General features: G+C 76.7%; 23 protein-coding genes. 12 read left to right on the forward strand and 11 right to left on the reverse strand.

The features are described from left to right. Positions 1-5: 5 nt before the first annotated feature. The gene (locus tag ACPC54_RS19840) at positions 6-851 is read right to left on the reverse strand and encodes a methyltransferase domain-containing protein (protein WP_498966351.1); all 846 of its coding nucleotides are present in this window, start codon (positions 849-851) and stop codon (positions 6-8) included. Positions 852-879: 28 nt separating this feature from the next. On the opposite strand from ACPC54_RS19840, the gene pdxR reads away from it, so the two are divergent. Next, positions 880-2,403: a MocR-like pyridoxine biosynthesis transcription factor PdxR gene (gene pdxR / locus ACPC54_RS19845; RefSeq protein ID WP_498966353.1), complete on the forward strand. Its 1,524-nt coding sequence runs from the start codon at positions 880-882 to the stop codon at positions 2,401-2,403. Between the two features lie 3 nt (positions 2,404-2,406). Here pdxR and ACPC54_RS19850 read toward each other — a convergent pair whose 3' ends face one another. Beyond that, positions 2,407-2,826, reverse strand: a complete 420-nt coding sequence (locus tag ACPC54_RS19850) for a hypothetical protein (protein WP_498966354.1) — start codon at positions 2,824-2,826, stop codon at positions 2,407-2,409. Positions 2,827-3,143: 317 nt separating this feature from the next. On the opposite strand from ACPC54_RS19850, the gene ACPC54_RS19855 reads away from it, so the two are divergent. From ACPC54_RS19855 to ACPC54_RS19870, 4 genes are all read left to right on the forward strand, one after another. Then, entirely contained in the window at positions 3,144-4,169 is a 1,026-nt protein-coding gene (locus ACPC54_RS19855; protein WP_498966355.1) for a glycoside hydrolase family 3 N-terminal domain-containing protein, read from the forward strand. A gap of 235 nt (positions 4,170-4,404) precedes the next feature. Then, positions 4,405-4,872, forward strand: a complete 468-nt coding sequence (locus ACPC54_RS19860; RefSeq protein WP_498966356.1) for a hypothetical protein — start codon at positions 4,405-4,407, stop codon at positions 4,870-4,872. A gap of 245 nt (positions 4,873-5,117) precedes the next feature. Continuing rightward, the gene (locus ACPC54_RS19865; RefSeq protein WP_196949117.1) at positions 5,118-5,462 is read left to right on the forward strand and encodes a metalloregulator ArsR/SmtB family transcription factor; all 345 of its coding nucleotides are present in this window, start codon (positions 5,118-5,120) and stop codon (positions 5,460-5,462) included. 55 nt (positions 5,463-5,517) lie between these two features. Continuing rightward, entirely contained in the window at positions 5,518-5,703 is a 186-nt protein-coding gene (locus ACPC54_RS19870; RefSeq protein ID WP_498966357.1) for a DUF6126 family protein, read from the forward strand. Positions 5,704-5,716: 13 nt separating this feature from the next. Here ACPC54_RS19870 and ACPC54_RS19875 read toward each other — a convergent pair whose 3' ends face one another. Next, positions 5,717-8,203, reverse strand: a complete 2,487-nt coding sequence (locus tag ACPC54_RS19875) for a cytochrome P450 (RefSeq protein ID WP_498966359.1) — start codon at positions 8,201-8,203, stop codon at positions 5,717-5,719. A gap of 341 nt (positions 8,204-8,544) precedes the next feature. On the opposite strand from ACPC54_RS19875, the gene ACPC54_RS19880 reads away from it, so the two are divergent. The 3 genes from ACPC54_RS19880 (at position 8,545) to ACPC54_RS19890 (ending at position 10,925) form a co-directional block, all read left to right on the forward strand. Then, positions 8,545-9,354 (forward strand): sigma 54 modulation/S30EA ribosomal C-terminal domain-containing protein, encoded by an 810-nt coding sequence (locus ACPC54_RS19880; protein WP_498966360.1) that lies wholly within the window; start codon positions 8,545-8,547, stop codon positions 9,352-9,354. Between the two features lie 76 nt (positions 9,355-9,430). Next, positions 9,431-9,865 (forward strand): hypothetical protein, encoded by a 435-nt coding sequence (locus tag ACPC54_RS19885; RefSeq protein WP_498966361.1) that lies wholly within the window; start codon positions 9,431-9,433, stop codon positions 9,863-9,865. A 448-nt stretch (positions 9,866-10,313) separates the two neighbouring features. After that, positions 10,314-10,925 carry a hypothetical protein gene (locus ACPC54_RS19890; RefSeq protein WP_498966362.1) on the forward strand — a complete coding sequence of 204 codons (612 nt, stop codon included), beginning with the start codon at positions 10,314-10,316 and terminating at the stop codon, positions 10,923-10,925. 83 nt (positions 10,926-11,008) lie between these two features. Here ACPC54_RS19890 and ACPC54_RS19895 read toward each other — a convergent pair whose 3' ends face one another. Further along, entirely contained in the window at positions 11,009-11,704 is a 696-nt protein-coding gene (locus ACPC54_RS19895) for a lytic transglycosylase domain-containing protein (RefSeq protein ID WP_498966363.1), read from the reverse strand. A gap of 70 nt (positions 11,705-11,774) precedes the next feature. Further along, positions 11,775-11,993 (reverse strand): antitoxin, encoded by a 219-nt coding sequence (locus tag ACPC54_RS19900; protein WP_498966364.1) that lies wholly within the window; start codon positions 11,991-11,993, stop codon positions 11,775-11,777. A gap of 260 nt (positions 11,994-12,253) precedes the next feature. Here ACPC54_RS19900 and ACPC54_RS19905 point away from each other — a divergent pair, with 260 nt between their 5' ends. After that, complete coding sequence (locus tag ACPC54_RS19905; RefSeq protein ID WP_498966365.1) at positions 12,254-12,847, forward strand: DUF6542 domain-containing protein; 594 nt, start codon at positions 12,254-12,256, stop codon at positions 12,845-12,847. Then, the gene (locus ACPC54_RS19910; protein WP_498966366.1) at positions 12,840-14,438 is read left to right on the forward strand and encodes an LCP family protein; all 1,599 of its coding nucleotides are present in this window, start codon (positions 12,840-12,842) and stop codon (positions 14,436-14,438) included. The genes ACPC54_RS19905 and ACPC54_RS19910 overlap by 8 nt, the downstream gene beginning before the upstream one ends. A 31-nt stretch (positions 14,439-14,469) precedes the next feature. On the opposite strand, the gene ACPC54_RS19915 is transcribed toward ACPC54_RS19910, so the two are convergent. From ACPC54_RS19915 to ACPC54_RS19925, 3 genes are all read right to left on the reverse strand, one after another. Continuing rightward, the gene (locus tag ACPC54_RS19915) at positions 14,470-14,811 is read right to left on the reverse strand and encodes a hypothetical protein (protein WP_498966368.1); all 342 of its coding nucleotides are present in this window, start codon (positions 14,809-14,811) and stop codon (positions 14,470-14,472) included. After that, positions 14,808-15,614 (reverse strand): nucleotidyltransferase, encoded by an 807-nt coding sequence (locus ACPC54_RS19920; protein WP_498966370.1) that lies wholly within the window; start codon positions 15,612-15,614, stop codon positions 14,808-14,810. The genes ACPC54_RS19915 and ACPC54_RS19920 overlap by 4 nt, the downstream gene beginning before the upstream one ends. A gap of 215 nt (positions 15,615-15,829) precedes the next feature. After that, positions 15,830-17,302, reverse strand: coding sequence for a DUF6777 domain-containing protein (locus ACPC54_RS19925; RefSeq protein ID WP_498966371.1), 1,473 nt, complete (start codon positions 17,300-17,302; stop codon positions 15,830-15,832). A 252-nt stretch (positions 17,303-17,554) separates the two neighbouring features. Between ACPC54_RS19925 and ACPC54_RS19930 the strand changes: the two genes are divergently transcribed. Beyond that, the gene (locus ACPC54_RS19930; RefSeq protein WP_498966372.1) at positions 17,555-18,898 is read left to right on the forward strand and encodes a streptophobe family protein; all 1,344 of its coding nucleotides are present in this window, start codon (positions 17,555-17,557) and stop codon (positions 18,896-18,898) included. A gap of 12 nt (positions 18,899-18,910) precedes the next feature. Then, the gene (locus ACPC54_RS19935; protein WP_498966373.1) at positions 18,911-19,381 is read left to right on the forward strand and encodes a hypothetical protein; all 471 of its coding nucleotides are present in this window, start codon (positions 18,911-18,913) and stop codon (positions 19,379-19,381) included. Here ACPC54_RS19935 and ACPC54_RS19940 read toward each other — a convergent pair. From ACPC54_RS19940 to ACPC54_RS19950, 3 genes are all read right to left on the reverse strand, one after another. Continuing rightward, positions 19,330-19,497, reverse strand: coding sequence for a hypothetical protein (locus tag ACPC54_RS19940; protein ID WP_498966374.1), 168 nt, complete (start codon positions 19,495-19,497; stop codon positions 19,330-19,332). The genes ACPC54_RS19935 and ACPC54_RS19940 overlap by 52 nt on opposite strands. Positions 19,498-19,641: 144 nt before the next feature. Further along, positions 19,642-20,664 carry a serine/threonine-protein kinase gene (locus tag ACPC54_RS19945; protein WP_498966375.1) on the reverse strand — a complete coding sequence of 341 codons (1,023 nt, stop codon included), beginning with the start codon at positions 20,662-20,664 and terminating at the stop codon, positions 19,642-19,644. Beyond that, the gene (locus ACPC54_RS19950) at positions 20,661-21,245 is read right to left on the reverse strand and encodes a hypothetical protein (RefSeq protein WP_498966377.1); all 585 of its coding nucleotides are present in this window, start codon (positions 21,243-21,245) and stop codon (positions 20,661-20,663) included. The genes ACPC54_RS19945 and ACPC54_RS19950 overlap by 4 nt, the downstream gene beginning before the upstream one ends. Positions 21,246-21,297: the final 52 nt, after the last annotated feature.

The raw sequence follows: 21,297 nt of genomic DNA on the forward strand, positions 1-21,297 counted from the left end.
CCGGGTCACGCGTTCACCGCGACCGCCTTGAAGAAGGTGTAGTGGAACGTCCCGCCCGGCTCGGCCGTCCGCCGCAGGTCCGCCAGACCCCGGTCGAACTCCTCCGCCGTGGTCAGCCCGCCGTCCAGCGCGTCCGCCCGCACCGCCTCCACCATCGCCACGAAGGTCCGCCGGGTGAAATGCTCCACCAGCCCCGGGCGGCTGGCGTCCGCGTAGACGGTGCGCGGACGGACCACCGGTTCGGCGAAACCGGCCGCCGTCAGCAGCGGGTGCAGCCGTCGCCCGATCAGGGCGTCCCCGCCCGCGTCGGCCTGCAGCCGGACCAGGTGGCCGATCGCGCGCCGGGCGGCCGGACTCTCCGGGTGGAACAGCGCGGAGCCGTGGTCGCCCTCGATCACCGTGATCGTCCCGCCCGGCCGCAGCACCCGGCGCAGCGCCGCCAGGGCGGCCACCGGGTCGGCCAGGTGCTCCAGCACGAAGCACACGAAGACGTGGTCGAACGAGCCGTCCGGGAAGGGCAGTTCGTGCAGGTCCCCGTGGTGCCAGGACACCTGCGCGCCGGGTGCCGCGGCCGCCACCCGGGCGCGGGCCAGCGCCAGCGACTCCGCCGACAGGTCCGCCGCCGTGAGCAGCGCCCCCGGGCTGCCCGCCAGCAGGTGCACCGTCTGCGCCCCCACCCCGCAGCCCGCCTCCAGCACCCGGCTGCCCGCCGGGAACGCCGTGTCCGAGTGCAGCAGCCGGGCGAGGGTGTCGGCCTGGTCGCCGAGGCGCAGCGCCTCGCGCTCCGAATAGCCGTGGACGTAGGCGTGGTCGTTCCCGTGGGTCTTCTCTACTGCCGTTTCCGTGGTCATGGCTCAACCCTCGCGCCACTATGGACCGGTGAACAGGTCCAAAGGCGCGGCATTCGCCCGGTCCAAAACCGCCGAGACCGGCGCCGACTTCCTCCAGCTCGACCCCGCCGAGGCCCCGCCCGGCGGCCTCACCGACTGGCTCGCCCGCCGACTGCGCGAGGCCGTCGCGGACGGCCGCCTCCCGGCCGGCAGCCGGTTGCCCGCCAGCCGGGTGCTCGCCGCCGAACTCGGCGTCTCCCGCGGGGTGGTGACCGACGCCTACCGGCGCCTCGCCGAGGAGGGGCAGCTCGACGGCCGGGGGCGGGGCGGCACCGTCGTCGTCGGCCCGCCCGCGCCCGCCGTCGCCACCGCGCCGCCGCCCGCCCGCCCCGCACCCGGGATCTTCCGCGCCGGCCCCGACCCCGGCCCCGAGCTCTTCGACCGCCTGCGCGCCGCCCCCGCCCGGATCGACCTCACCCCCGGCCTGCCCGACCTCGCCGCCTTCCCCCGCACCGCCTGGCTGCGCGCCGAACGCGCCGTCCTCGACGGCCTCGCCGCCGCCGACCTCGGCTACGGCGACCCGCGCGGCACCCCCGCGCTGCGCCGGGCCGTCGCCCACTGGCTGGCCCGCAACCGGGGCATCCGCGCCGACCCCGACGAGGTGCTGATCGTCGCCGGCGCCGCCCAGGCCCTCGCCCTGCTCGGCCGCACCCTCTCCCGGACGGGCGTCACCGAGGTCGCCGTCGAGGACCCGGGCTCGCTCGGCACCCGGCAGCACCTCGCCCACTGGCTCGCCGCGACCCCGCCCGTCCCCGTCGACGCCGAGGGCATCCGGGTCGACGCGCTGCGCGCCACCGGCGCCCCGGCCGTCCTGCTCACGCCCGCCCACCAGTACCCGACCGGCGTCGTCCTCGGCGGCGAACGGCGGCGCGACCTGCTCGGCTGGGCGGCCGACGGCGGCCTCGTCCTGGAGGACGACTACGACGCCGAGCACCGCTACGACCGCCCGCCGGTGCCCGCCCTGCGCGCCGCCCTGTCCGAGCAGGTCTGCCATCTCGGCAGCGTCTCGAAACTGCTCGCCCCGGCGCTGCGCACCGGCTGGCTGCTGGTGCCCGCCCGGCTGCGCGGGGCCGTGCTGGAGGCCAAGCGCTTCGCCGACCTCGGCAACCCGGCGCTGCCCCAGCTGGTGCTGGCCCGGCTGATGGAGTCCGGCGACCTGGAGCGCCACCTGCGGCTGGTGCGCCGGCGCCACCGCCGCCGCCGGGACACCATGATCGCCGCGATCCGCACCCACCTGCCGCAGGCCACCGTCCACGGCGCCGCCGCCGGCCTGCACCTGATGCTCACCCTCCCACCGGGCCCCGCCCGCACCGACGTGGCGCTGGCCGAAGCGGCGCTGGCGCACGGCGTCAAGGTCCAGCCCCTGACCTGGCACGCCCGGCTGCCCTCCCCGCCGGGCCTGGTCCTCGGCTACGCGGCGAGCTCACCGGGCGAGATCAGCGAAGGCGTCGCGGTCCTGGGGGAGTTGGTGCGGTCGGCCGGCCGGCGGCCACCGTCGCCGGGGGCCGCCTGAGTGCTACCCGGCGGCTCCGGGGTCCGGCTCGTCACGCGGGGAGCGCCACCACGGGTCGGCGGCGGCGCGGGCCAGCTCCGCCTCGTACTGGGCGGCGTCGAAGGTGTACTCCAGCGGCCGGGTCGAGTCCGCGGGAATCTCCCAGTCCGTCCAGAGCACGACGTCGCCGATCCGCCGGATCACGGCGGTCAGGTAGCCGCAGCAGCCTCCGGTGCACTCCGGCTCGGCCAGGACCACCCGGCGGGGCTCCTCGGCGGCCCGCAGGGGGCTGGGCTCGTCGAGGGGGAACTGCCGCACGGGGGAGAGGCCGCGGCCGTCCGCGCCGGGGCCGATCGACTCCTCGATGAGGTCCTCGCCGGCCGCGAGGAAGCGCACCTGGGGCCGGCGCCGGTCCGTGACCCGAATTTCCAGATGATCGAACACCGGGTCAGCCTATGCCGGGGGCGCGCCGTGCCGCAGGCGGGTTTCCGGGGGCCGGCCCGCGGGCCGCCGCATGCCGCCCACCGCGCGGCGCACTGCCGGGCGGCGGCGCGGCCCGGCTACGCTGGCCGCGCCCGAAGGCGCCGACGACCGCCGACCACCGGTGCCGACCGCTGCCGACCCCTGGAGACGTGATGGTCCCGTTCCGGCGTGCCGTTCAACTCGGGGTGGCGGTCCTGGTGTTGGGGGCCGCACTCGGCCCGGCGCCGGCCGGTTCGGCGGCGGTGGCGCGCAGCGCGCCCGGTGAGAGGAGCACGGCGATGACCGGCCACCACCACCCGGACTCCCGCACGCTCGCCGGGCGGCGGATCGTGCTCTCCTACCCGGGGCCGACCCCGCCGCCCGAGGTGCTGGGCGCGATCCGGGCGGGCCGGGCGGCCGGGGTGATCCTGTTCGGCGAGAACGTCGGGAGCCCGGAACAGCTCGCGCGGGCCGTCGCGGACCTGAACCGCGCGGCGGCCGAGGCGCCGGAGCCCCGGCGGCTGCTGCTGATGACCGACCAGGAGGGCGGCAAGGTCCGGCGGCTGCCCGGTGCGCCCGAGCTCTCCGCCCGCCGGACGGGCCAGGCGGCGGACCCGGTCGCCGCGGCCGTCGCCTCCGGTACGGGCGCCGCCGGGACGCTCGCCGACGCCGGGCTCGACGTCAACCTCGCGCCGGTGCTCGACGTCTACGACACCCCGGACGACTTCATCGACCACCACGAGCGCTCCTACGGCCAGGACCCGGCCCGGGTCGGCGAGTTGGCCGCCGCCTTCCTCGCCGCCCAGCAGGGCCTCGGGATCGCCGCGACCGCCAAGCACTTCCCGGGGCTCGGCGCCGCCGCCCGCGACGAGAACACCGACGTCCGCCCGGTCACCCTGCCCGTCCCGCTGGAGCGGCTGCGCGAACGCCACGAGGCGCCGTACCGGGCCGCCATCGCGGCGGGGGTGCGGCTGGTGATGACCTCCTGGGCGGTCTACCCGGCGCTCGACCCGGACCGCCCGGCCGGGCTCTCGCCCGCCGTCGTCCAGGGCGAGCTGCGCGAGCGCCTCGGCTTCGACGGCGTGACCGTCACCGACGCGCTGGAGGCCGGAGCCCTCGCCCCGTACGGCGGCACCGGGGACCGCGCGGTGGCGGCCGCCGCGGCCGGGATGGACCTGCTGCTCTGCTCGGCCCGCGATCCCCGGCAGGGCGCGGAGGCCACCGAGGCCCTGGCGGCGGCCCTGGACTCCGGCCGGCTCGACCCCGGGGCCTTCGCCGCCGCCGTCGACCGGATCGACCGGCTGCGGGCCGAGCTGGAGGAGTGAGCCGGCCCGGTCGGCACGGCCCGACCGCCCGGGGCGGGTTTGCGTCATCGAAGGCAAGATTTTGGCCGGGTCGATGATTCGAAGGGCAAATCCGGTTCGAGGCAGGTGAATCGCATGGCAAAGTCTTGGTCATGCCGCCTGTGAAATGTCACATGTGGTACGTCGATCGTTCTCGAATATGGGGAGCGATCTTGAATCGACTCATGAAACCCCTGAAGGATTCGAAGGAGACGCCATGAACCGCATCGCCCGACTCGCGGTGGGCACCGCCGGTGCCGCCGCCCTGCTCGCCGTGCCCGCACCCGCGCTCGCCGCCGCCCAGCCGGCGGGGGCGGCCGCCGCCACGGTCACCACCTGCGGGTACTCCGGCCTCCAGGCCGGCCTGAACACCAAGGTCTGCGCCGACGTCACCGGCGACAGTGTCGTGATCTACGGCCAGATCGGCCTGGCCGGCCCGCCCTCCCCGGGCACCCCGTGGCCCCCGGCGCCGCGCGAGCTGATCACCAAGCTCTCGGCGGAGGTCGTCGGCGGGCCGTCGCTCGGCTCGGTGTCCGGGCGGACGGTGTTCACGGTCAGCACCGTGCGGGTCGACGGGATCAGTGCCACCGCCCCGTGCGGCTCGGTCGTGCACGCCACCTTCGCGCTGGACGCGATCTGGCCGGTTATGCCCCCGGTCACCCTGGATGTGCCTGTAGCCTGCTGACGATACGTCACTATGACTGCCGGGCCCGGGAGTTGGCAGCCTCCCGGGCCCGGCCCTCCGGAGCCGCGCGCTCCGGAGGGCGGGTGGCGTCCGCCGCCCGCCCGTCACCCTCCGCGGACGGAATCGCTCCGGAGTGCTGTGACGACTTGAAGAAATCTTCATCTGTCGCGATGATGCCTACCGTCCGGGGTGGGCACCCCGCCCGGACGACCATCGAATCCGGAGCAGAGGGAGAGAAGCGGACGATGCCGGTCCCGCTGTACCAGGCGAAGGCGGATTTCTTCCGCACCCTCGGCCACCCCGTCCGCATCCGGGTCCTGGAGCTGCTCCAGGACGGGCCCCGGCCGGTGCGCGAGCTGCTGGCGGAGATCGAGGTCGAACCGTCCAACCTCTCCCAGCAGCTCGCCGTGCTGCGCCGCACCCAGCTGGTCACCGCCACCCGCGAGGGCAACACCGTGGTGTACGCGCTCAGCACCCCGGACGTCGCCGAGCTGTTGCGCGCCGCCCGCCGCATCCTGACCGAGCTGATCACCGACCAGGGCGCGCTGCTCTCCGAGCTGCGCGCCTCCGGTGGCCGGTCGCCCCGCTGAGCCCGCGCCCGAGCCCGAACCGGCCGACCGACCCACCCGAGGAGAACCCCCCGCCATGAGCGACAGCGAGACCGGCACCGCGAGCGAGAGCGGCGGCGCGAGCCACGGCGCCGGCGACAGCACGAGCGAGGAGAAGGCGCGCCGCAAGCAGATGCTCATCCGCGCGGGCATCTACATCTTCGCCACGCACCTGTTCGCCGGGTTCGTGCTGCTGCTGTTCGCGCTCGGCGACCGCAAGTAGCCCGCCGCCGGCCCTACCGGTACCGGCGGGTGGTGCGGGACCAGATCCGGACGCCGTCGACCAGCTCCCGGGTGCCGTCGAGGTACCAGCGCCCGTCCGGGTGCCGCCGCACGAGCTCGGCGCGCAGCGTCTCGCACTCCTCGCGCAGCCGGGCGACCCGGTCACGGACGGCCCGCACGGCCCGCCGCCGGGTGCAGTCGAGGGCCCGCTGCACGGTGTGGACGGTGTTGAAGGCGGGCGCGCTCTGCCGCTCCTCGCGCTCCAGCGAGTGCAGGTCGTTGATCAGCGTGGCGGCGTCGGCGGTGGCGGCGCGCAGCCGGTGCAGGGCCGGGTCCGCGTGGAGGGCGGCGGGGGCGTCGGTGCCGCGGAGTCGTTCCAGTATGTTCATGAACGGGTAGAGGCAGCTGCCGTGTCGGCGCAGCCGCATGGTCTCGGCGAGTCCGAGGGCCGGCACGGTGCCACCGGCCCGGTGCCCGGCCTCGGCGGGGAAGGTGGCCAGGCAGGCCTGCCACTCGCGGGCGGCGCGCGCCCGCCAGGCGGGGGTCGCGGCGGCGGTCTGTCGGTGCCACAGCTCGCGCCAGGCGGTGAGCAGCGGGGCGTGGCCGGTGCCGCTCGGGGCTGTGTCGCTCGGTTCGGTGTCGCCCCGCAGGACGGCGAGCAGCGGGTCGACGAGGGCGTGGGCCTCGGCGGGTCGGCGACCGGGCGGGCCGTCGAAGCGGTCGTCGAGGATGGTGAACCAGCCGAGCACGTCGACCAGCAGGTCGAGGTCGGCTCCCCGGGCGCGCGGGTAGGCGTGGCCGATCAGCTCGTGCAGCGCGTTCGCCCGGTAGCCGGGCAGCTCGGCCGGGGTGAGCAGGCCGTGCCGGAGGGCCCAGGCGGTGTGCCGGTCGGCGGCGGCCGCCAGCTCCGCCGGGGGTCGGGGTGCGGCGGGGGCCGGCGGGGCGACCGGGTCGAGCGTGGCCCGGGCGGCCGGGACGGCGGAGCCGGGCGGGCCCGCGAGGACCGGACCGACGTCGATCGCACCGGCGTCGACCGGGCACCCGCCCGGCGCCGCCGGGTCGCCCTCGCCCGGCCGGGCCGCGCGCGGCGCCAGCCGCACCCGCAGCCCCTGCGCCTGGACGGTGGTCCAGACCACCTCCCGGGCCCGGACCCCGGGCACCGCGACCGGGCGCCAGCGGCGCAGGATGGCGGCCGCCGCGACGGTCAGCTCGGCCCAGGCGAACGCCTCCCCGATGCACTTGTGCTTGCCCGCGCCGAACGGCAGGAAGGACGGCCGCCCCACGCCGCCGGCGGCGTCCTGCCAGCGTTCGGGGCGGAAGGCCAGCGGGTCGGGGTAGCGCTCGGGGTCGCGGTGCAGGGCGGTGAGGCTGTACAGCAGCTCGGTGCCGGCCGGGATGTGGTACGGGCCGAGGTCGACGGGCGCCTCGGCGGTGCGCATCAGGAAGGCGTTCGGCGCGTGCAGCCGCAGCACCTCCTGGGCGACGGCGCGGGTGTACGTCAGCCGGGCCAGCGCCTCGGGGGTGGGCGCGGTGCCCGCCGGCAGGTGCCGGTCGAGTTCGGCGAGGATCCGGGCCTCGACCTCGGGGTGGCGCAGGAGTTCGTCGAGCAGCCAGGTCAGGGTGGTGGAGACGGTCTCGGTCCCGGCGCCGAACATGGTGATCGCCTCGGAGCGGACGTCGGCCTCGGTGAGCGGGCGTCCGGTGGCCGGGTCGGTGGCGGCGCGCAGCAGGGCGGGCAGGGTGCCGCGCGCGGTGTCTCCGCCGTCCGGGCCGCGCCCGTTGACGGCCTGGTCGACGACCTGGTTGAGGGCCCGCACGGCGGCGTCGAAGCGCCGGTTGACGGGCAGCGGCAGTCGGCCGAGCGCCGGGTGGGGGTAGAGGGACTGGACGATCTGGCCCTTCACCAGGTCCGGCAGCGCGCGGTGGAAGGCGAGGGCGGCGTCCTCGCTGAGCCGGGCGTCGAACAGCGAGCGGGTGACGATCTCCAGCGCCAGGTGGTTCATCTCCTGGGCGACGTCGAGCACTTGGCCGGGGTGCCAGCGTCCGGCCCGTTCCTCGGTGACCTGGTGCATCACGGCCAGGTAGTCGGCCATCCGGTCCGGCCCGAAGGCGGGCTGGACGATCCGGCGGCGGTCGCGGTGGGCCCGGCCCTCGGACATCAGCAGGCCGTCGCCGAAGGCGGTCTTGAGGGTGTCCTGGACGGCGCCGCGCGGGCAGTCGTGGGCCAGCGCGACCAGCAGGGTGTGGACGAGCCGGGCGTCGGTGACCACGCACACGCTGCGCGGGCCGAGCCGGATGCGGACCACGCCGCCGTGCGGGGCGAGTGAGCCGAGGAAGCCGAGCGGATCGCGCAGCAGCGCGGCGGCGTGGCCGAGGCCGGGCAGTGCGCCGGGGGCGAGCGCGGGGAGGGCGGGCCTGCCGGTGGTGGCGGGCGGGGCGGTTCTCGGAGGGACGATTCCCGGCCGTGGACAGCGGCGTGGGGTCTCGGTCTGCAGGGACATGACACTACCTCTCGGGAGATGGATCGGTGCGGGCGGAGCTGGGGGCGGCGCCGGCGCCGGTCGGAGGGCGGGGTCGACCGCCTCGGACCCCGCGTGCGTCCTGCCTGGAGGGCGCACGCCATGGCAAACGCGCCGGTCCCGAGGTCGTTGCGCGGTACCCCTGCGGATCACTCCAACGGTCGATCGTCGGCGGCCGGTCCGGCCCGCCCGGGCCGTCGTGCCGACCTGCGCCGGAACCCGCGCCCGAGCGCCGCACCCGGGGCCCGGGGCAGGGTCCTTCGGCCCTCGCCGCCCGGCCGTGCGGGGGTCAGCATGGTGTTCCGGAGAAGGAGGAACCTCTGATGACCCGTCTGCGCCACCGGCCCGCTCCCGACGTCCGGGTGGAGATCCGCGGCGAACTGCCGCGCGAGGACGCCGAGTACGCCCGGGCCGCGGCGCTGGACACGGCCGCCGTCCTCGGTGCGGACACCCGCGGGCTGCGGCTGCGGGTCACCTGGCTGCGCGCGCACGCCGGCCCGGGCCCGGTCGCCGGTTCCGTCACCAGGCCCGCCCTGGCGCAGGCCGACGTCGACCTGGCCGGCACCGGCCCCGTCCGGGTCCAACTCGCCACCCGCACCGTCCGGGAGTCCGTCGACCTCGTGCTCGGCACCCTCGCCGGCCGGGCCGTGCGGCTGCGCGAGCAGGGCGACATCGGCTTCGCCGCCCGCCACGAGAGCGCCTACCGGCCGCAGTACGCCGAGCGCCCGCTGCCCGAGCGCCGGATCGCCCGGCACAAGACCGTCCGGCCCGCCCGCCGCACCCCCGACCAGGCGGCCCGCGAACTCCTCGCGCTCGACCGGGACTTCCACCTCTTCCAGGACGCGGCGACCGGGCGGCCCGCCGTCGTCCACCGCTGCCCGCCGAACGGCGAGGTCCGGCTGTGGACCCCGGACGGCGCCGACCCGGCCGGCCCGCCCCACCTCGCCGGGCCGCTCGACCCGGCCGAGGCCGCGCGCCGGCTCTGGTTCGGCAGCCGCCCGTTCGTCTGCCACACCGACCCCGACGACGGCCGTGCCCGGGTGCTCTACCGGCGCTACGACGGGCATTACGGCCTGATAACGCCGGTAGCGGACGGCGCTCGCGGGGCAGGGATCACCTCGGCACCCCACTGACCCACCCGCACCGAAGGTACGACCAAGGCACCGAACGCCCACGCCGGGCCCCACGCCGAGACAGAGGAACGGGACCATGGACTGCGACGACGTCATGCTGACCGTCCGGATCGCCGCCGCCGAGCGGGCGCTGCTGCGGGACCTCGCCCGCGCCCACGGCGGCGACGTCTCCGAGGTGGCGGTGGACGGCCTGCTGGAGGTCGTCCCCGCGCTGCACGACGACGGCTCGCTGCTGCCGCTGCAGCGCGTCCTGGCCCGGCCCGCGCCCTGCGCCCTCACCCTGTGGCTGCCCGCCGCCGTCGCCGACCTGCTGCCGCTGCTCGCCGAGCGGCTCGCCCGCACGGCCGGGCCCGCCGCGGCCGCGCCCAGCGGCGCGCTCTCCGCCGCGCTGCGGCTCTGGCTCGCCGGGGACCCGGCCGTGCTGGCCGCGGGGCTCGGCAGAATGCACGGCGGGAGCGTGGCCGCGGCCCGGCCGGTGCCGACGCACGCGGGCATCGGGGTCGCGGCCTGATCGGGAGGCGTTGCTGACGATTAGTCAGCAACCCTGTGGGGCCGGTGTGTTGCGGATCGCCGCCCTCCTCGTCGTGGCTCTGGTCAGGGCCCGCCGGGAGGTCTAGCATTCCGGACACGACAGCCGGAGTCGCCGGCCCGGGGCTCCGGCCGGGTGGTCATCACCACCCCTTGCCGGGGAGCGCACACCCCCCGAATGCGCTCCCCGGCACCTTCGTGTTCCGGGCCGGTTTCCGGTCACGACGCCCCCGGCGGCCGCGCGGCGAACTCCGCCGCAAACCCCCGCGCCGCCTCCGTGACATCTTCCGGACGCCTCCGGGTAACTCCGTGGACCGTTTCCGTTATCCTCGGGCGCCCCCGTCGCTCTCCCGGGCAAGCACCGGCCGACCCCGCCCCCGCCGCACCGCCGCTCCCGCGCACCGTCCCCCACCCGACGAGGATTGCCCGCCATGCGAACCCGCCAGCTGTCCGCCGCCCTCGCCCTCGCCACGGCGGCCGCCCTGCCCAGCGCCGCCCCCGCCGCCGCCCACGGCGGAACCGTCCGACTCGAACTCTCCGGCACGCCCGGCGGCCACGTCCGCACGCTCGCCACCTGGGCCGACGACCACGACCCGGTCACCGAGGGCTTCACCGGCACGGTCGCCGCGACCGCCTCGGACGGCCGCACCGCCGGCCCCTGGCGCCTGGTCTCCGTGCCGGACCAGCCGGGCGCGTACACCACCCGCGAGAGCCTGCCCGCCGGGCACTGGCGGGTGAGCGTCGCCTGTACCTCCCCGGCCCCCGGGCACGACGAGCGCGACTTCGACGTCGACCCGGCCACCGACGGCGCCCTGGCGGCGAGCGGCGCCTCGGGCGGGGGTTCGGACGGCTCCCCGGCCGTGGGCGGCGACGACCCGGCGGAGACCGCGCCGCCCGCGGTGAGCGCGCTGGCCGCCCCCGGCGGCAGGCCCGTCCACGAGACCACCGACGGCGCCACCACCTGGGCCGCCATCGGCACCGCCGCCGCGGCTGTGCTGCTCGTCGCCACCGGCCTCTGGCTGCGCCGCCAGGCCCGGCCCTGACGGTCTCGGCCCCGACAGTCCTGGCCCGGGGCGGTCCCGACCCTGACGGCCCGCCCCGGCGGGTGCGGGTGCCGGCGGGCGGGCTACTTCACCGCCGTGCCGGACTTCTCCCAGTTGTCGCGCAGCCGGTCCAGGTAGGACTGCGCCTGCGGGCCGATCTTGACGCCCCGGGCGAAGGCCAGCATGTTCCCCGCGCCCGCGTTGTAGCCGAGGGCGAGCAGCTCGTTCCGGGTGAGCGGCGCGGAGGGGTGGGCCGGGAGCTGCGCGGCGAGGTCGTGCAGGTGCCAGCAGGCGGCCTGGACGGCGAGGTCGCGGTCGTCCGGCAGCTCCTCCCACCGGCGGTCGGCGAACGGTCGGCCGGGTCTGGTGTCGTCGAAGGCGGCCCGGTGCATGTTGGCGATGCCGAAGGAGGCGTCCGGCTTGCTGCGCTGCCAGGCCCGTTCGAGGTCCGGGTCGTGCGGCTTGTACGACTCGTTGTAGAGGATCGCCATCACCAGCTGCGGGTCGACCCCGGCCTCGGCGGCGTACCGGCGGACCGGCCCGGCGTAGTCGGCGGGGTCGTAGCGCCCGCCCGTGCCCGGCTTGCCGGCCGAGGGAGTCGGCGTGGCCCCCGCCCCCGCCCCCGCCGCGGCCGGGGCGGCGGACGGCGTCGGGGAGGGGCCCGCCGCGGGCGGGTCGGGGAGGTGGCCGCCGCTGCGGACGATGCCCCAGCCGGCCGCGGCCAGCAGCCCGATCGCCACCCAGCGGCCCCAGCGCGGTCCCCGCTGCTCCTCGCTCACCGTGCCGCCCCCTCCCCAGTTCGCCGTTCTCCCGTTCGACCGTCGTACGGCCGACCGTGCCCCGCGGTGCCTATTCGGCCGGCTTCCCGGCGGGCTCCTCGGCGCCGTCGAGGTTGCGCAGGAAGTCCTTCGCCTTCTCGACGCCGGTGTCGATGTGCCCGCTGTACTTGCCGTCCGTCCGGTCGTCGATCACGTCCCCGACCTTCTCCAGGCCCTGCCCGAGCACGTCGCTGTGCTCCCGGGCGAGGTCGGTGGCCTTGTCCGCGAGGTTCTTCAGACTCTCAAACATGGTGACGCTCTGCTCCTCTGACGCGTTCCTGATGGTGTGCCGACGTGGCGGGGATCATGGTCATCCTAACGACGGCCTTCCGGACGGTCCGCAGCCGCCTGGAGACCACGGGTGACTTTGCCGGGACGGGTTTGTATGCTCCAGCCCGATATCTCCCGGTCTGTGGACACGGGGAACCGCCACCAGAACGGGCCGAGTCCCGGCATTCGCGGTGGCGGGAAACGGGCCACTGTGGCCGAAAACGATCGAGGGAAGTGCGCATGGCCGGTCAGCGGGCGAGAACGCCGTACCAGGACGCGGGACCGCGCACGGAGGACGCCGCCGTCCCCGCGCAGCGCTCCCGGGCGGCCGGGGCGACGGGGTCCGCGGACGGCGGTGGCGCGGCCGCCGGGCGGCCGGCGCGCGGCGGCCGGGCCGGGGCGTCCCGCCGCCGCCCGCAACCGACCCGCCGGGGCCGGGCGCCGGCGGTGCCGCTGGCCGCGGTCGGCCTGCCCGTCCTGGGCGGGATCGCCGACGAGCTGGGCGGGCCCGGCGTCGGCCTGCTGTTCGCGGTCGGCGCGGTGGCCGGGACGGCCGCGGCGGCCGCGCTGTGCAGCCGGGCCGGCCGCTGGTGGGTGGTGACCGCCGCGCCGATCGTGGTGCTGCTCACCGCCTCCGGCGTCGAGTACCTCGCGCACGCCGACAAGTACCGCGGCCCGGGCCTGGGCACCGGCGCGCTGCGCTGGGTGGTCGGCGCGTTCCCGGTGATGGCGGCGGCGACGGCCGCCGCCCTGCTGGTGATCGCGGTCCGGGCGGGGCTGGAGCGCCGGCGCCCCGCGGCGGGCGCCCCGACCGGAAGGAGCGGCCGTGGCTGAGCGCAGCGGCCCCCGCGGCCGCGCCCCGCGCCGCGGCAGCACCCCGCTGACCCTCGCCGGGCGCACCCTGGCCTGCACCGTCTCGATCGCGGTGCTCGGCGCCAGCGGCTTCACCTGGTACGAGTACCGCAGCCTCGACGACGGGATGGTCAAGTCGGGGGCGCTGGACGAGGCGAAGCGCCACGCGCCGCCGCACCTGGACAAGTCGGTCAACCTGCTGCTGATCGGCCTCGACAGCCGCAAGGACATGGACGGCAACGACCTGCCCAAGCAGTTCGTCGAGGACGAGCTGCACGCCGGCTCCAGCGAGATCGGCGGCTACAACACCAACGCCATGATCGTGCTGCACATCCCGGCCAACGGCGGCAAGGTCAGCGCGCTGTCCATCCCGCGCGACGACTACGTGCAGACCGTCGGCGCGGACGGGAAGATGCACAAGATCAAGGAGGCGTACGGCATCGCCAAGGAGGCCGCCGAGGCGAAGCTCTCCGGCAAGGGGCTCTCCAAGGCGGCGCTGGAGCGGCAGAGCCGGGAGGCCGGGCGCTCGGCGACCATCCAGACCGTGCAGAGCTTCCTGGACGTCCCGATCGACCACTTCGCCGAGGTCAACCTGATGGGGTTCTACGACATCGCGAAGGCCGTCGAGCCGATCCAGGTCTGCCTCAACCACCCGGTCGACGATCCGATCGTCTCCCGCACCGCCACCCACGAGGGCGGCGGCACCGGCCTCAAGCTCCCCGCCGGGATCAGCTCCCTCGACGCCGCGCAGGCGCTCTCCTTCGTCCGCCAGCGCCACCACCTCACCAACGGCGACCTCGACCGCACCCACCGGCAGCAGGCCTTCATCTCCTCCGTCGAGTACAAGCTCAAGCAGCAGGGCATCCTGAACGACTTCGGGCAGATGCAGAAGCTGTTCGACGTGGTGAAGAAGGACGTCGTCATCGACAACGAGTGGAACATCCTCGACTTCGCCCAGCAGGCGCCCAATCTCACCGGCGGGAACGTCGAGTTCAACACCCTGCCGATCACCGGCTTCAAGACGGTCGGCGGGCAGGAGGTCAACACCGTCAACCCGGACCTGATCAAGAAGATCGTCCGGCAGATCTTCAACCACGAACCGGCGCCCGCCGCGCCGGCCGGCCCGGCCGACCCCGGCACCGAGACCCCCTCGCCGACACCCACGGCGTCCCCGACCCCGAGCGCCGCACCGAAGGCCGTCGTCGACGTCAACGCGGCGGCGGGCGCGGGCGCGGCGGTCACCGAGTCCAAGGCCCTGGCCGAACTCGGCTACCAGGCGGGCCGGATCGGTGACGCCCCGGCCAGGACCAGGGCCACCACGGTCAGCTACGGCAGCGGCGCCAGGGCCGACGCCCAGCAGCTCGCCGCCCGGTACGGCGTGACCGCCACCCCGGCCTCCGGCGTCCCCGCCGGCCGGATCGTGGTCACCCTCGCCGCCACCCGCACCCCGTCCGCCACGCCCTCCGCCCCCGCGGGCGGCGCGGCGCCGGCCGACCCGTCCACCGACCCGGCGGCGGGCCTGCCGATGCAGGGGCCGGCCGTCAAGGCGGGCGGCATCCCCTGCGTCGACTGAGCCGGGGGCGGGCGTCCACCGGCCGGGTCGGTCAGCCGGCCGGCCGGTGGACGCGGACGTCCCGCAGCGGCTCGCGGAAGAGCACCTCGACGTACACGATCCGGCCGTCCACCACGTCCAGGAGGAGATCGCCCGTCGCGGGCAGCAGCGGCAGGCACCGGTGCCCCGGGCCGTACGGCGTGCCGCCCTCGTGCGGCGCGGTCCGGAAGCTCTGGCAGAAGTCGTCGCCGCAGCCGCACTCGGCGACCAGACGTAGGTCCCGGGCGCAGACGGCGAGTTCTCGCTCGCCCTCCGCTTCGAGGAGGGCGATCAGCTCGCGGACGAGGTCGGGGAAGACCTCGCGGACGAGCGGGTGCTCCGGTGCCGGGCTCACGGGCGCGGGGCCTTCTCGCCGTGGACGGCGGTGTACTCGGCGGCGAGCCAGGGGGCCAGGTCCTCGACGAGGGCGGCCAGGACGGCGCGGTCGGTGGTGGGGGTGCGGGCGACGACGGCGGCCAGGCGCATCTGGTCCGCGCGCTCCGGGTAGTACCCGGCGAAGGCCTCGGCGGAGGCGGCGAGGTCACTGGTCCAGCCGCCCCAGCGGGGCATGACCAGGGTGAAGCCGGTGCGCACGACCCGGCGGGAGACCCCGCGGCCGAGCGTTCGCAGCTCGCCGTCCGAGCCGGCGGCGGCCAGCCGCTCGCGCCAGCCGGGGAGGGCGAGCCCGAGGTCGCCGTTGGTCTCCCGGGCGAGCAGTGCGGACGGGCGGTAGCGGGGCAGTCCGGCGGCGAGGTCCGGGCCGAGCAGCGGGGTGCACAGGCAGGCCACGAACCAGCCCAGGTCGTGCCGCTCCAGCTCGCTGAGCAGCGTGCCGGTGCTCGCCAGCAGCACACCCACCCCGTCGATCCGGTCGAACCCGGCGTCCAGCGCGGCCTCGACGGCCCCGGCGTCCGCCCGGTCGGCCGCCGTGGGCTCGTGGTGCAGGGCGAGCAGCACGTCGAGGTCGGAGACGCCGGGGATCGCGGTGCCGCGCGGGATGCTGCCGTAGAGGTAGGCGCTGTGCAGCCGGTCGGGGCCGAACGCGGCGGCGATCCGCGCGCGGGCGGCCTCGACCACTGGCGCGAACTCCGCCGCCACCCGGTCGAGCGAGCCTTCGCGCGCGATGTATCCGTCCTGGTCGAGCCCCTTGTCGATCATGAGGGCATGATGCCGCGCCGCGCGGCGGACGGCCAGCGGATTTCCGCGACGCCTGGCGGCAGGGGATCCGCACCCTGCGCGAGGTGCTCGTACCGGCGCCGCCGGTCGCCGGGCAGCCGCTGCCGGAGCGCCGGGGTCGGGGGTCGGGTGCGAACTCGCGCGGCCGCCACCGGTCTTGACGGCCGGTGGCGGCCGGGGTGACGGGTTTCGGTGCGTCAGGGCGTAGCGCCCGGGGTGGTGGGGCAGGGCGGCAGCGAGGGCGACGTGGTGCTCGGGGTGGTCGCGCAGGTCGCGGTCGGCGTGCGGGCCGGGCTGCCGGCGGTCGTCGTGCCCTTGGCCGTGCTCGCCGAGGCGCCGGAGGTGGTGCCCGACGCGGACGAGGCGGACTTCTCGGCCGGCGTGCCGGCGGTGGTCGTCGTGCCGGAGCTGGTGGTCCCGGAGGTCGACGGGCCGCCGGACGACGTGGTCGCGCCCGAGGTGGTGGACCCGGACGTGGTGGCGCCGGAACTGGTCGACCCGGAGGTGGTCGACCCGGACGTCGTCGACCCGGAGGTCGTCGAGCCGGACGTGGTCGCGCCCGAGGAGGTGGCCCCGGACGTGGTCGCACCCGAGGAAGTCGACCCGGAGGACGTGCCGCCCGAGGACGTGGACGGCGCCGGAGTGATCGGGGTGGCCGGCTTCCACGGCTCGGCGGGCGGGATGCCCGGTGGCATCGGGCCCTTCGGCGGTTCGACCGGCCGGTCGATCACCTCGATCCGCCCGGTCCGCCGGGCGAACCAGCCGCCGGTCTCGATGTTGACCAGGATGATCTCGGTCACCGGCTGCGGCGCCGGCACCACCACGATCAGCGCGGTCGGCTGGAAGCCCGCCCACGCCTTCCCGGTGTACTTGGCGTCGCTCACCAGAACCGGCGGTTTCAGCGGGTTGCCGCACGCGCAGCGCACCCGGGGCACGCCCTGGGCGTCCACCAGGACGGCCGTGCCGGCCTGCAGCACCGACTGGAACTCGACGACGGCGCCGCTGCGGTAGCTGTGGTTCGTCACCCGGGTGTCCGCCCGCACGTAGGCGGAGGTCAGCGAGCGCAGGTACGCCGGGATGTCGGACTGGGAGATCCCGGCGGCCGAGGCCCAGGCGCGGCCGGTGTCCCCGGTGGAGACCGTCGCGATCAGCCGCTCGGTGTCGCAACTGGGCTTGGTCATCGACCCGCCGTACAGCCCGGCCGAGCCGCCCTGCACGCTGTGCAGCACGGCGGTGGCGGTGCCGGACGCGGCAGGCCCGGTCCGGGTCGGCTGCTGCGTCGGGGTGGGCGCGGTCACCTGCTGGGTATCCACCGAAGGGGTGAACGGGTCCGGGCCCGGGTCGGCCGGCGCCTGCAGGGCGATCTCGTTGGCGGTCGGGACGGCCTCGTGCTTGCCGCCCTGGTTGTTGACGATCAGCACCGTCGCCACCACGGCCGCCGCCACGGTGCCCGCCGCGACCGCCAGCCCCCGCCCGGAACGCCACCACGGCTTGCGCGGACGGCCGCCGCCCGCTCCCGGCGGGCCCGTGGGCGGCGGGGGGACGGACGGCGGTCCGCCCGCCGTGCCGCCACCCGAGGGCGGCCCGGCCAGCGGGCCGGAGGGGGGACCGGACGGAGGGCCGTAGGGCGGCTCGCTCGGCGGGCCGGCCGGAGGCGGTTGGGAACTCATCGAGGCTCCGTTTCGCAGGCCGCCGGCCGCCACGGCCGGGCGGCACGGGAGGCTCCTGCCACTGCCTCCCATTTCCCCCCGGCCCTCCGCGCCCCGCAACAGCAGGTGGGGCCGCCGTCGCCGAGCGTGCCCGCCGGACCTCGGTCACGCTGGAACCCGACCGGGCCGCGCACGGCCCGGCGGCGCCCGCCACAGCCGTGGCGGCGACGTACGCGGACGGCCCGCGCGGCGACCAGGGCACCAGGAGGCGGAATGAGTCGGCCCACGACCAGGCCGGTCGGCCCGCCCGGCGCGGTGCGCGGCTGGCTCGACGCGCTCGCCGTCGTGCTGGCCGGCCTCGCCGCGATGGCGGCCGTGGCCGCCCTCGGCCTGTGGCTGGCCGGAGCCGACGACCTCCCGGACGGCGGCTTCCCCGCCGTGCTGGCCGCCGTGGTCGCCCTGGCGGTCGGCGGCTCCGTCCAACTCGACGGCGGTGCGGGCGACTTCGCCGCCGTGGACGCCGGGATCACCGCCATGCCGCTGTCCGTCTCGGTGGTCGGCGCGGTGGTGATCGCCGAGGTGTTCCTGCGCCAGCTGCGCTTCCGGGCCGTGGCCGGCAGCGGCGAACTGCTGGCCCGGATCGCCCGGACGGCCCTGCTGTGGGCGCTCGCCCTGGTGCTGCTCGCCCTCGGCGCCGAGCACCGCTTCACCGTCCCGCTCGGCGGCGACCTGGTGCAGTCCATCGGCGGCGCGCTCGGCCTGACCCCGGAGGTCGGCTTCCACGCCGAGTCGTCCAGCACGGTCGGCATCGGGACGGCCTGGCTGCTGCTGGTGCTCGCGGCCACCTTCGCCGTCTCCCGGCGTGCCCCGCTGCCGCCCGCCCTGGTCCGCTTCCAACTGGCCGTCCGCCCGCCCGCGTTCGCGCTCTGGCTGGTGCTGCTCGGCTATCTGGTGATCGGCGCGGTGGCCGGGGTGGTGACCGCGATCGTGCACGGCAACGCCCGGGAGACCCTGGCGGTGGTGCTGCTCGCCCTGCCCGACCTGGTCTGGCTGGCCTTCGGCGTCGGCCTCGGCGCCGAGTGGCACGGACGGCTGGTCGGCGGGCTCGGCCTGCCCGTTCCGAAGCCGCTGTCCGACGCGCTGCGCGCCCCGGACGGCCAGGAGGCCACGGTCGGACTCGGCACCCTCACCGACCAGGACGCCCGGGCCTGGTGGCTGCTGCCGCTGGCCGCCGTCCTGCTGCTCGCCGCCGCGTTCCTCGCCGCCCACCGCTCGCCGCGCACCGTCCGCCTCTGGCAGCACGCCGTCCGGTTCGGGCTCGCCACCGCCGTCGCCGTGCTGCTGGTGGGTCTGTGGACCCGGGCCGACGCGGACTACGGGCTCTCCGTGCTCGGTGTCGGCCTCGGCCCGGGCGGCCTGGGCGACCTGCTCGGCACCGTCCTCGGCGGCGGCAGCCCGCTGGCGTCCTTCGGCGGCGGCAGCCTCACCCTGCGCCCGGCCCTGTGGCCGGGCGTCCCGCTCGCCGCCGGATGGGGCCTGGTCTGCGGAGCCCTCGGCGCCCTGCTCGCCACCCGCACCCGTCACCGGGGCGAGGTGAAGGACGGCTCGGGCGGCTGAGATCATCACCGGGTGATCGGACGATGGCGCGGGGCACCGCGCGCGGTGGTGGCGGTGACGGCGGTGTACGTCCTGGTGCTGGCCGGGGTGGGGGTGACGGTGCACGTCGGCGACCTGCTGCGGGCCGGGCTGCACCCCTATCCGTGGGCGCCCGCCTGGCTCAACCTGTACTGGTCCTCGCTCGCCGTGCTGGACGCGCTCGCGGCGCTGCTGCTGCTCGCCGCCCGCCCGTCCGGCGCCGTCCTGACCGGCGTGATCATGGCCACCGACCTGGCGGCCAACGCCTACGCGGGCTTCGGCCTCAAGGGCCTCGGGCTCGCCGAGCAGGCCGGCCTGCAGCGGATCGCCGCCTTCACGGCCTTCGTGGCGCTCACCGCGCCCTGGCTGACCGGACGGCTCCGGGACGCCGGACGGGCACCGGCCCGGCTTCCTCAGTCGTCCTCGACCCCGCCCCGCAGGCCCCACGCGTCCAGGCCGGAGTAGATCCACGCGGTGCGCCCGGCGGGCCAGGAGCAGGCCTCGGCCTCGCCGGTGTGGACCGCCACCAGGGAGTCGGTGCCGCGCCACCAGGTGTCGGCCAGGCCCCGCGCCTCCCGCACCGGCTCGAAGCCGTCCAGGTCGATGCCGTCGACGTCCGCGCCGGTGACCTTGGTGACCTGCTGGGCCCAGAACGCCGCATGGTGGCTCAGCGCCAGCGACTCCGCCGGCGTGGTCCGCAGGGCACGGGCCGGGGCGCGCGCCGGTCAGCGCCGGGGCGGCGGGTGGACGACCGGGGCCGCCCAGGCGGGGACGTCGGGCACGGCGGCGCCGGACGCGGCGATCGCCGGCACCACCTGGGTGGCCGGGCCGGCCGCCTGCCAGGGGACCGGCGCGGCCGCCGCGCGCAGCTCCGCGACGAATCGCAGGCAGCTCGGATGGCGCTGCTCGGGCGCCTTGGCCAGGGCCCGGGCGACGGCGTCCGCGACGCCCGCCGGCAGGTCGGGCCGCAGCTCGCGCAGCCCGGGCGGCGGGTCGTTGAGGTGCGCCCAGAGCAGCGCGACGTCGCTCTCGCGGCGGAACGGCGGGGCGCCGGCGAGCAGTTCGAAGACCACGCAGCCGAGCCCGTACTGGTCGCAGCGCCCGTCCAGCGGCCGGCCGGAGATCTGCTCGGGCGCCGCGTAGTCGAGGGTGCCGACGATCTGGCCGACGCTGGTCAGCCCGCTGAGCGAGAGGGACTTCTTGGTGAGCCCGAAGTCCGCCAGGTACAGGTGCTCGGGGTGCTCGCTGTCCGTCCCGGCGGCGACCAGCACGTTGCCCGGCTTGACGTCCCGGTGCACCAGGCCGTGCTCGTGCGCCGCGTCCAGCGCGGAGGCGATCTGCAGGGCGAGCCCGGCCGCCCGGTCGACCGGCAGCGGGCCGCTGCGGGTGATCAGCGCGCGCAGGTCGCCGCCCGCGACGTAGCGCATCGCGATGTACAGCAGGCCGTCCTGCTCGCCGGCCTCGAAGACCGGGATGATGTGCGGGTGGTCGATCGCCGCGGCGGCCTCCGACTCGTGGGTGAACCGCTGCCGGAACACCTCGTTGCGGGCCAGCTCGGGCGCCAGCAGCTTGACCGCGACCGTCCGGCCGAGCCGCAGGTCCTTGGCGCGGTAGACCACGGCCATCCCGCCGCGCCCGATCTCCGCCTCCAGCCGGTAGCCCGCCACCCGCCGCCCGACCAGGCCGGACGGCAGCACCCCGCCGCCCGCGGGCGGCTCGGGCGGTTCGGGGAGCCCGGCGGCCGTCACGGCTCGCTGGCCCGGGTGGGGGCGTACGTGGTGCCGGAGGGCGCGGGCGCCGGCGTGGGCGCCGCGGCGGGCGCGTGGGCGGGTGCCGGCCGGTCGGCGGCCGCGTACGGCTGGAGCCGCAGGCCGTCCGCGTAGCACCAGCGGTCCTGCGTCGCGTCGTACACCCACAGCTCGCCGCCGTCCAGCACCAGCCCGAGCCGCAGCCCGCGGGCCCGATCCCGGAAGGTCGCCAGGTCCAGGGTGCCCGCCGCCAGGTCCTCCAGCAGCGCCCGGTAGCGGGCCAGCGCGGTCTCCGCCTCGGCCAGCGCCGGGCGCGGGTCGAGGGTCCGGACGGGCGGGGCGCCGGCGGCGGGCGGCGGTTGCGGGAGGGTGAGGAGCAGGCGGCCGTCGACCCAGGCCGTCCAGCCGTTGGAGCAGAGCACCTGCGCCCAGTCGCCCTGGCGGGCCAGCAGCCGCACCGGCAGCAGCGGGTCGAGCCGGGCGGTCGGCCGGGCCGGGTCGGGGGCCGCCCAGCTGGCCATCCCGCCCGGCGGGGCGACATGGCTGGGGCGGAACGCGAACTGGTCCATCGCTGGCTGCACTTCCTCGCTGCTCCTTCACTCTACCGGCGGGTCCACGGTCGCACCCGGCCGC

It is taken from the genome of Kitasatospora sp. NPDC094028 (assembly GCF_049543595.1).
Taxonomy (GTDB): domain Bacteria; phylum Actinomycetota; class Actinomycetes; order Streptomycetales; family Streptomycetaceae; genus Kitasatospora.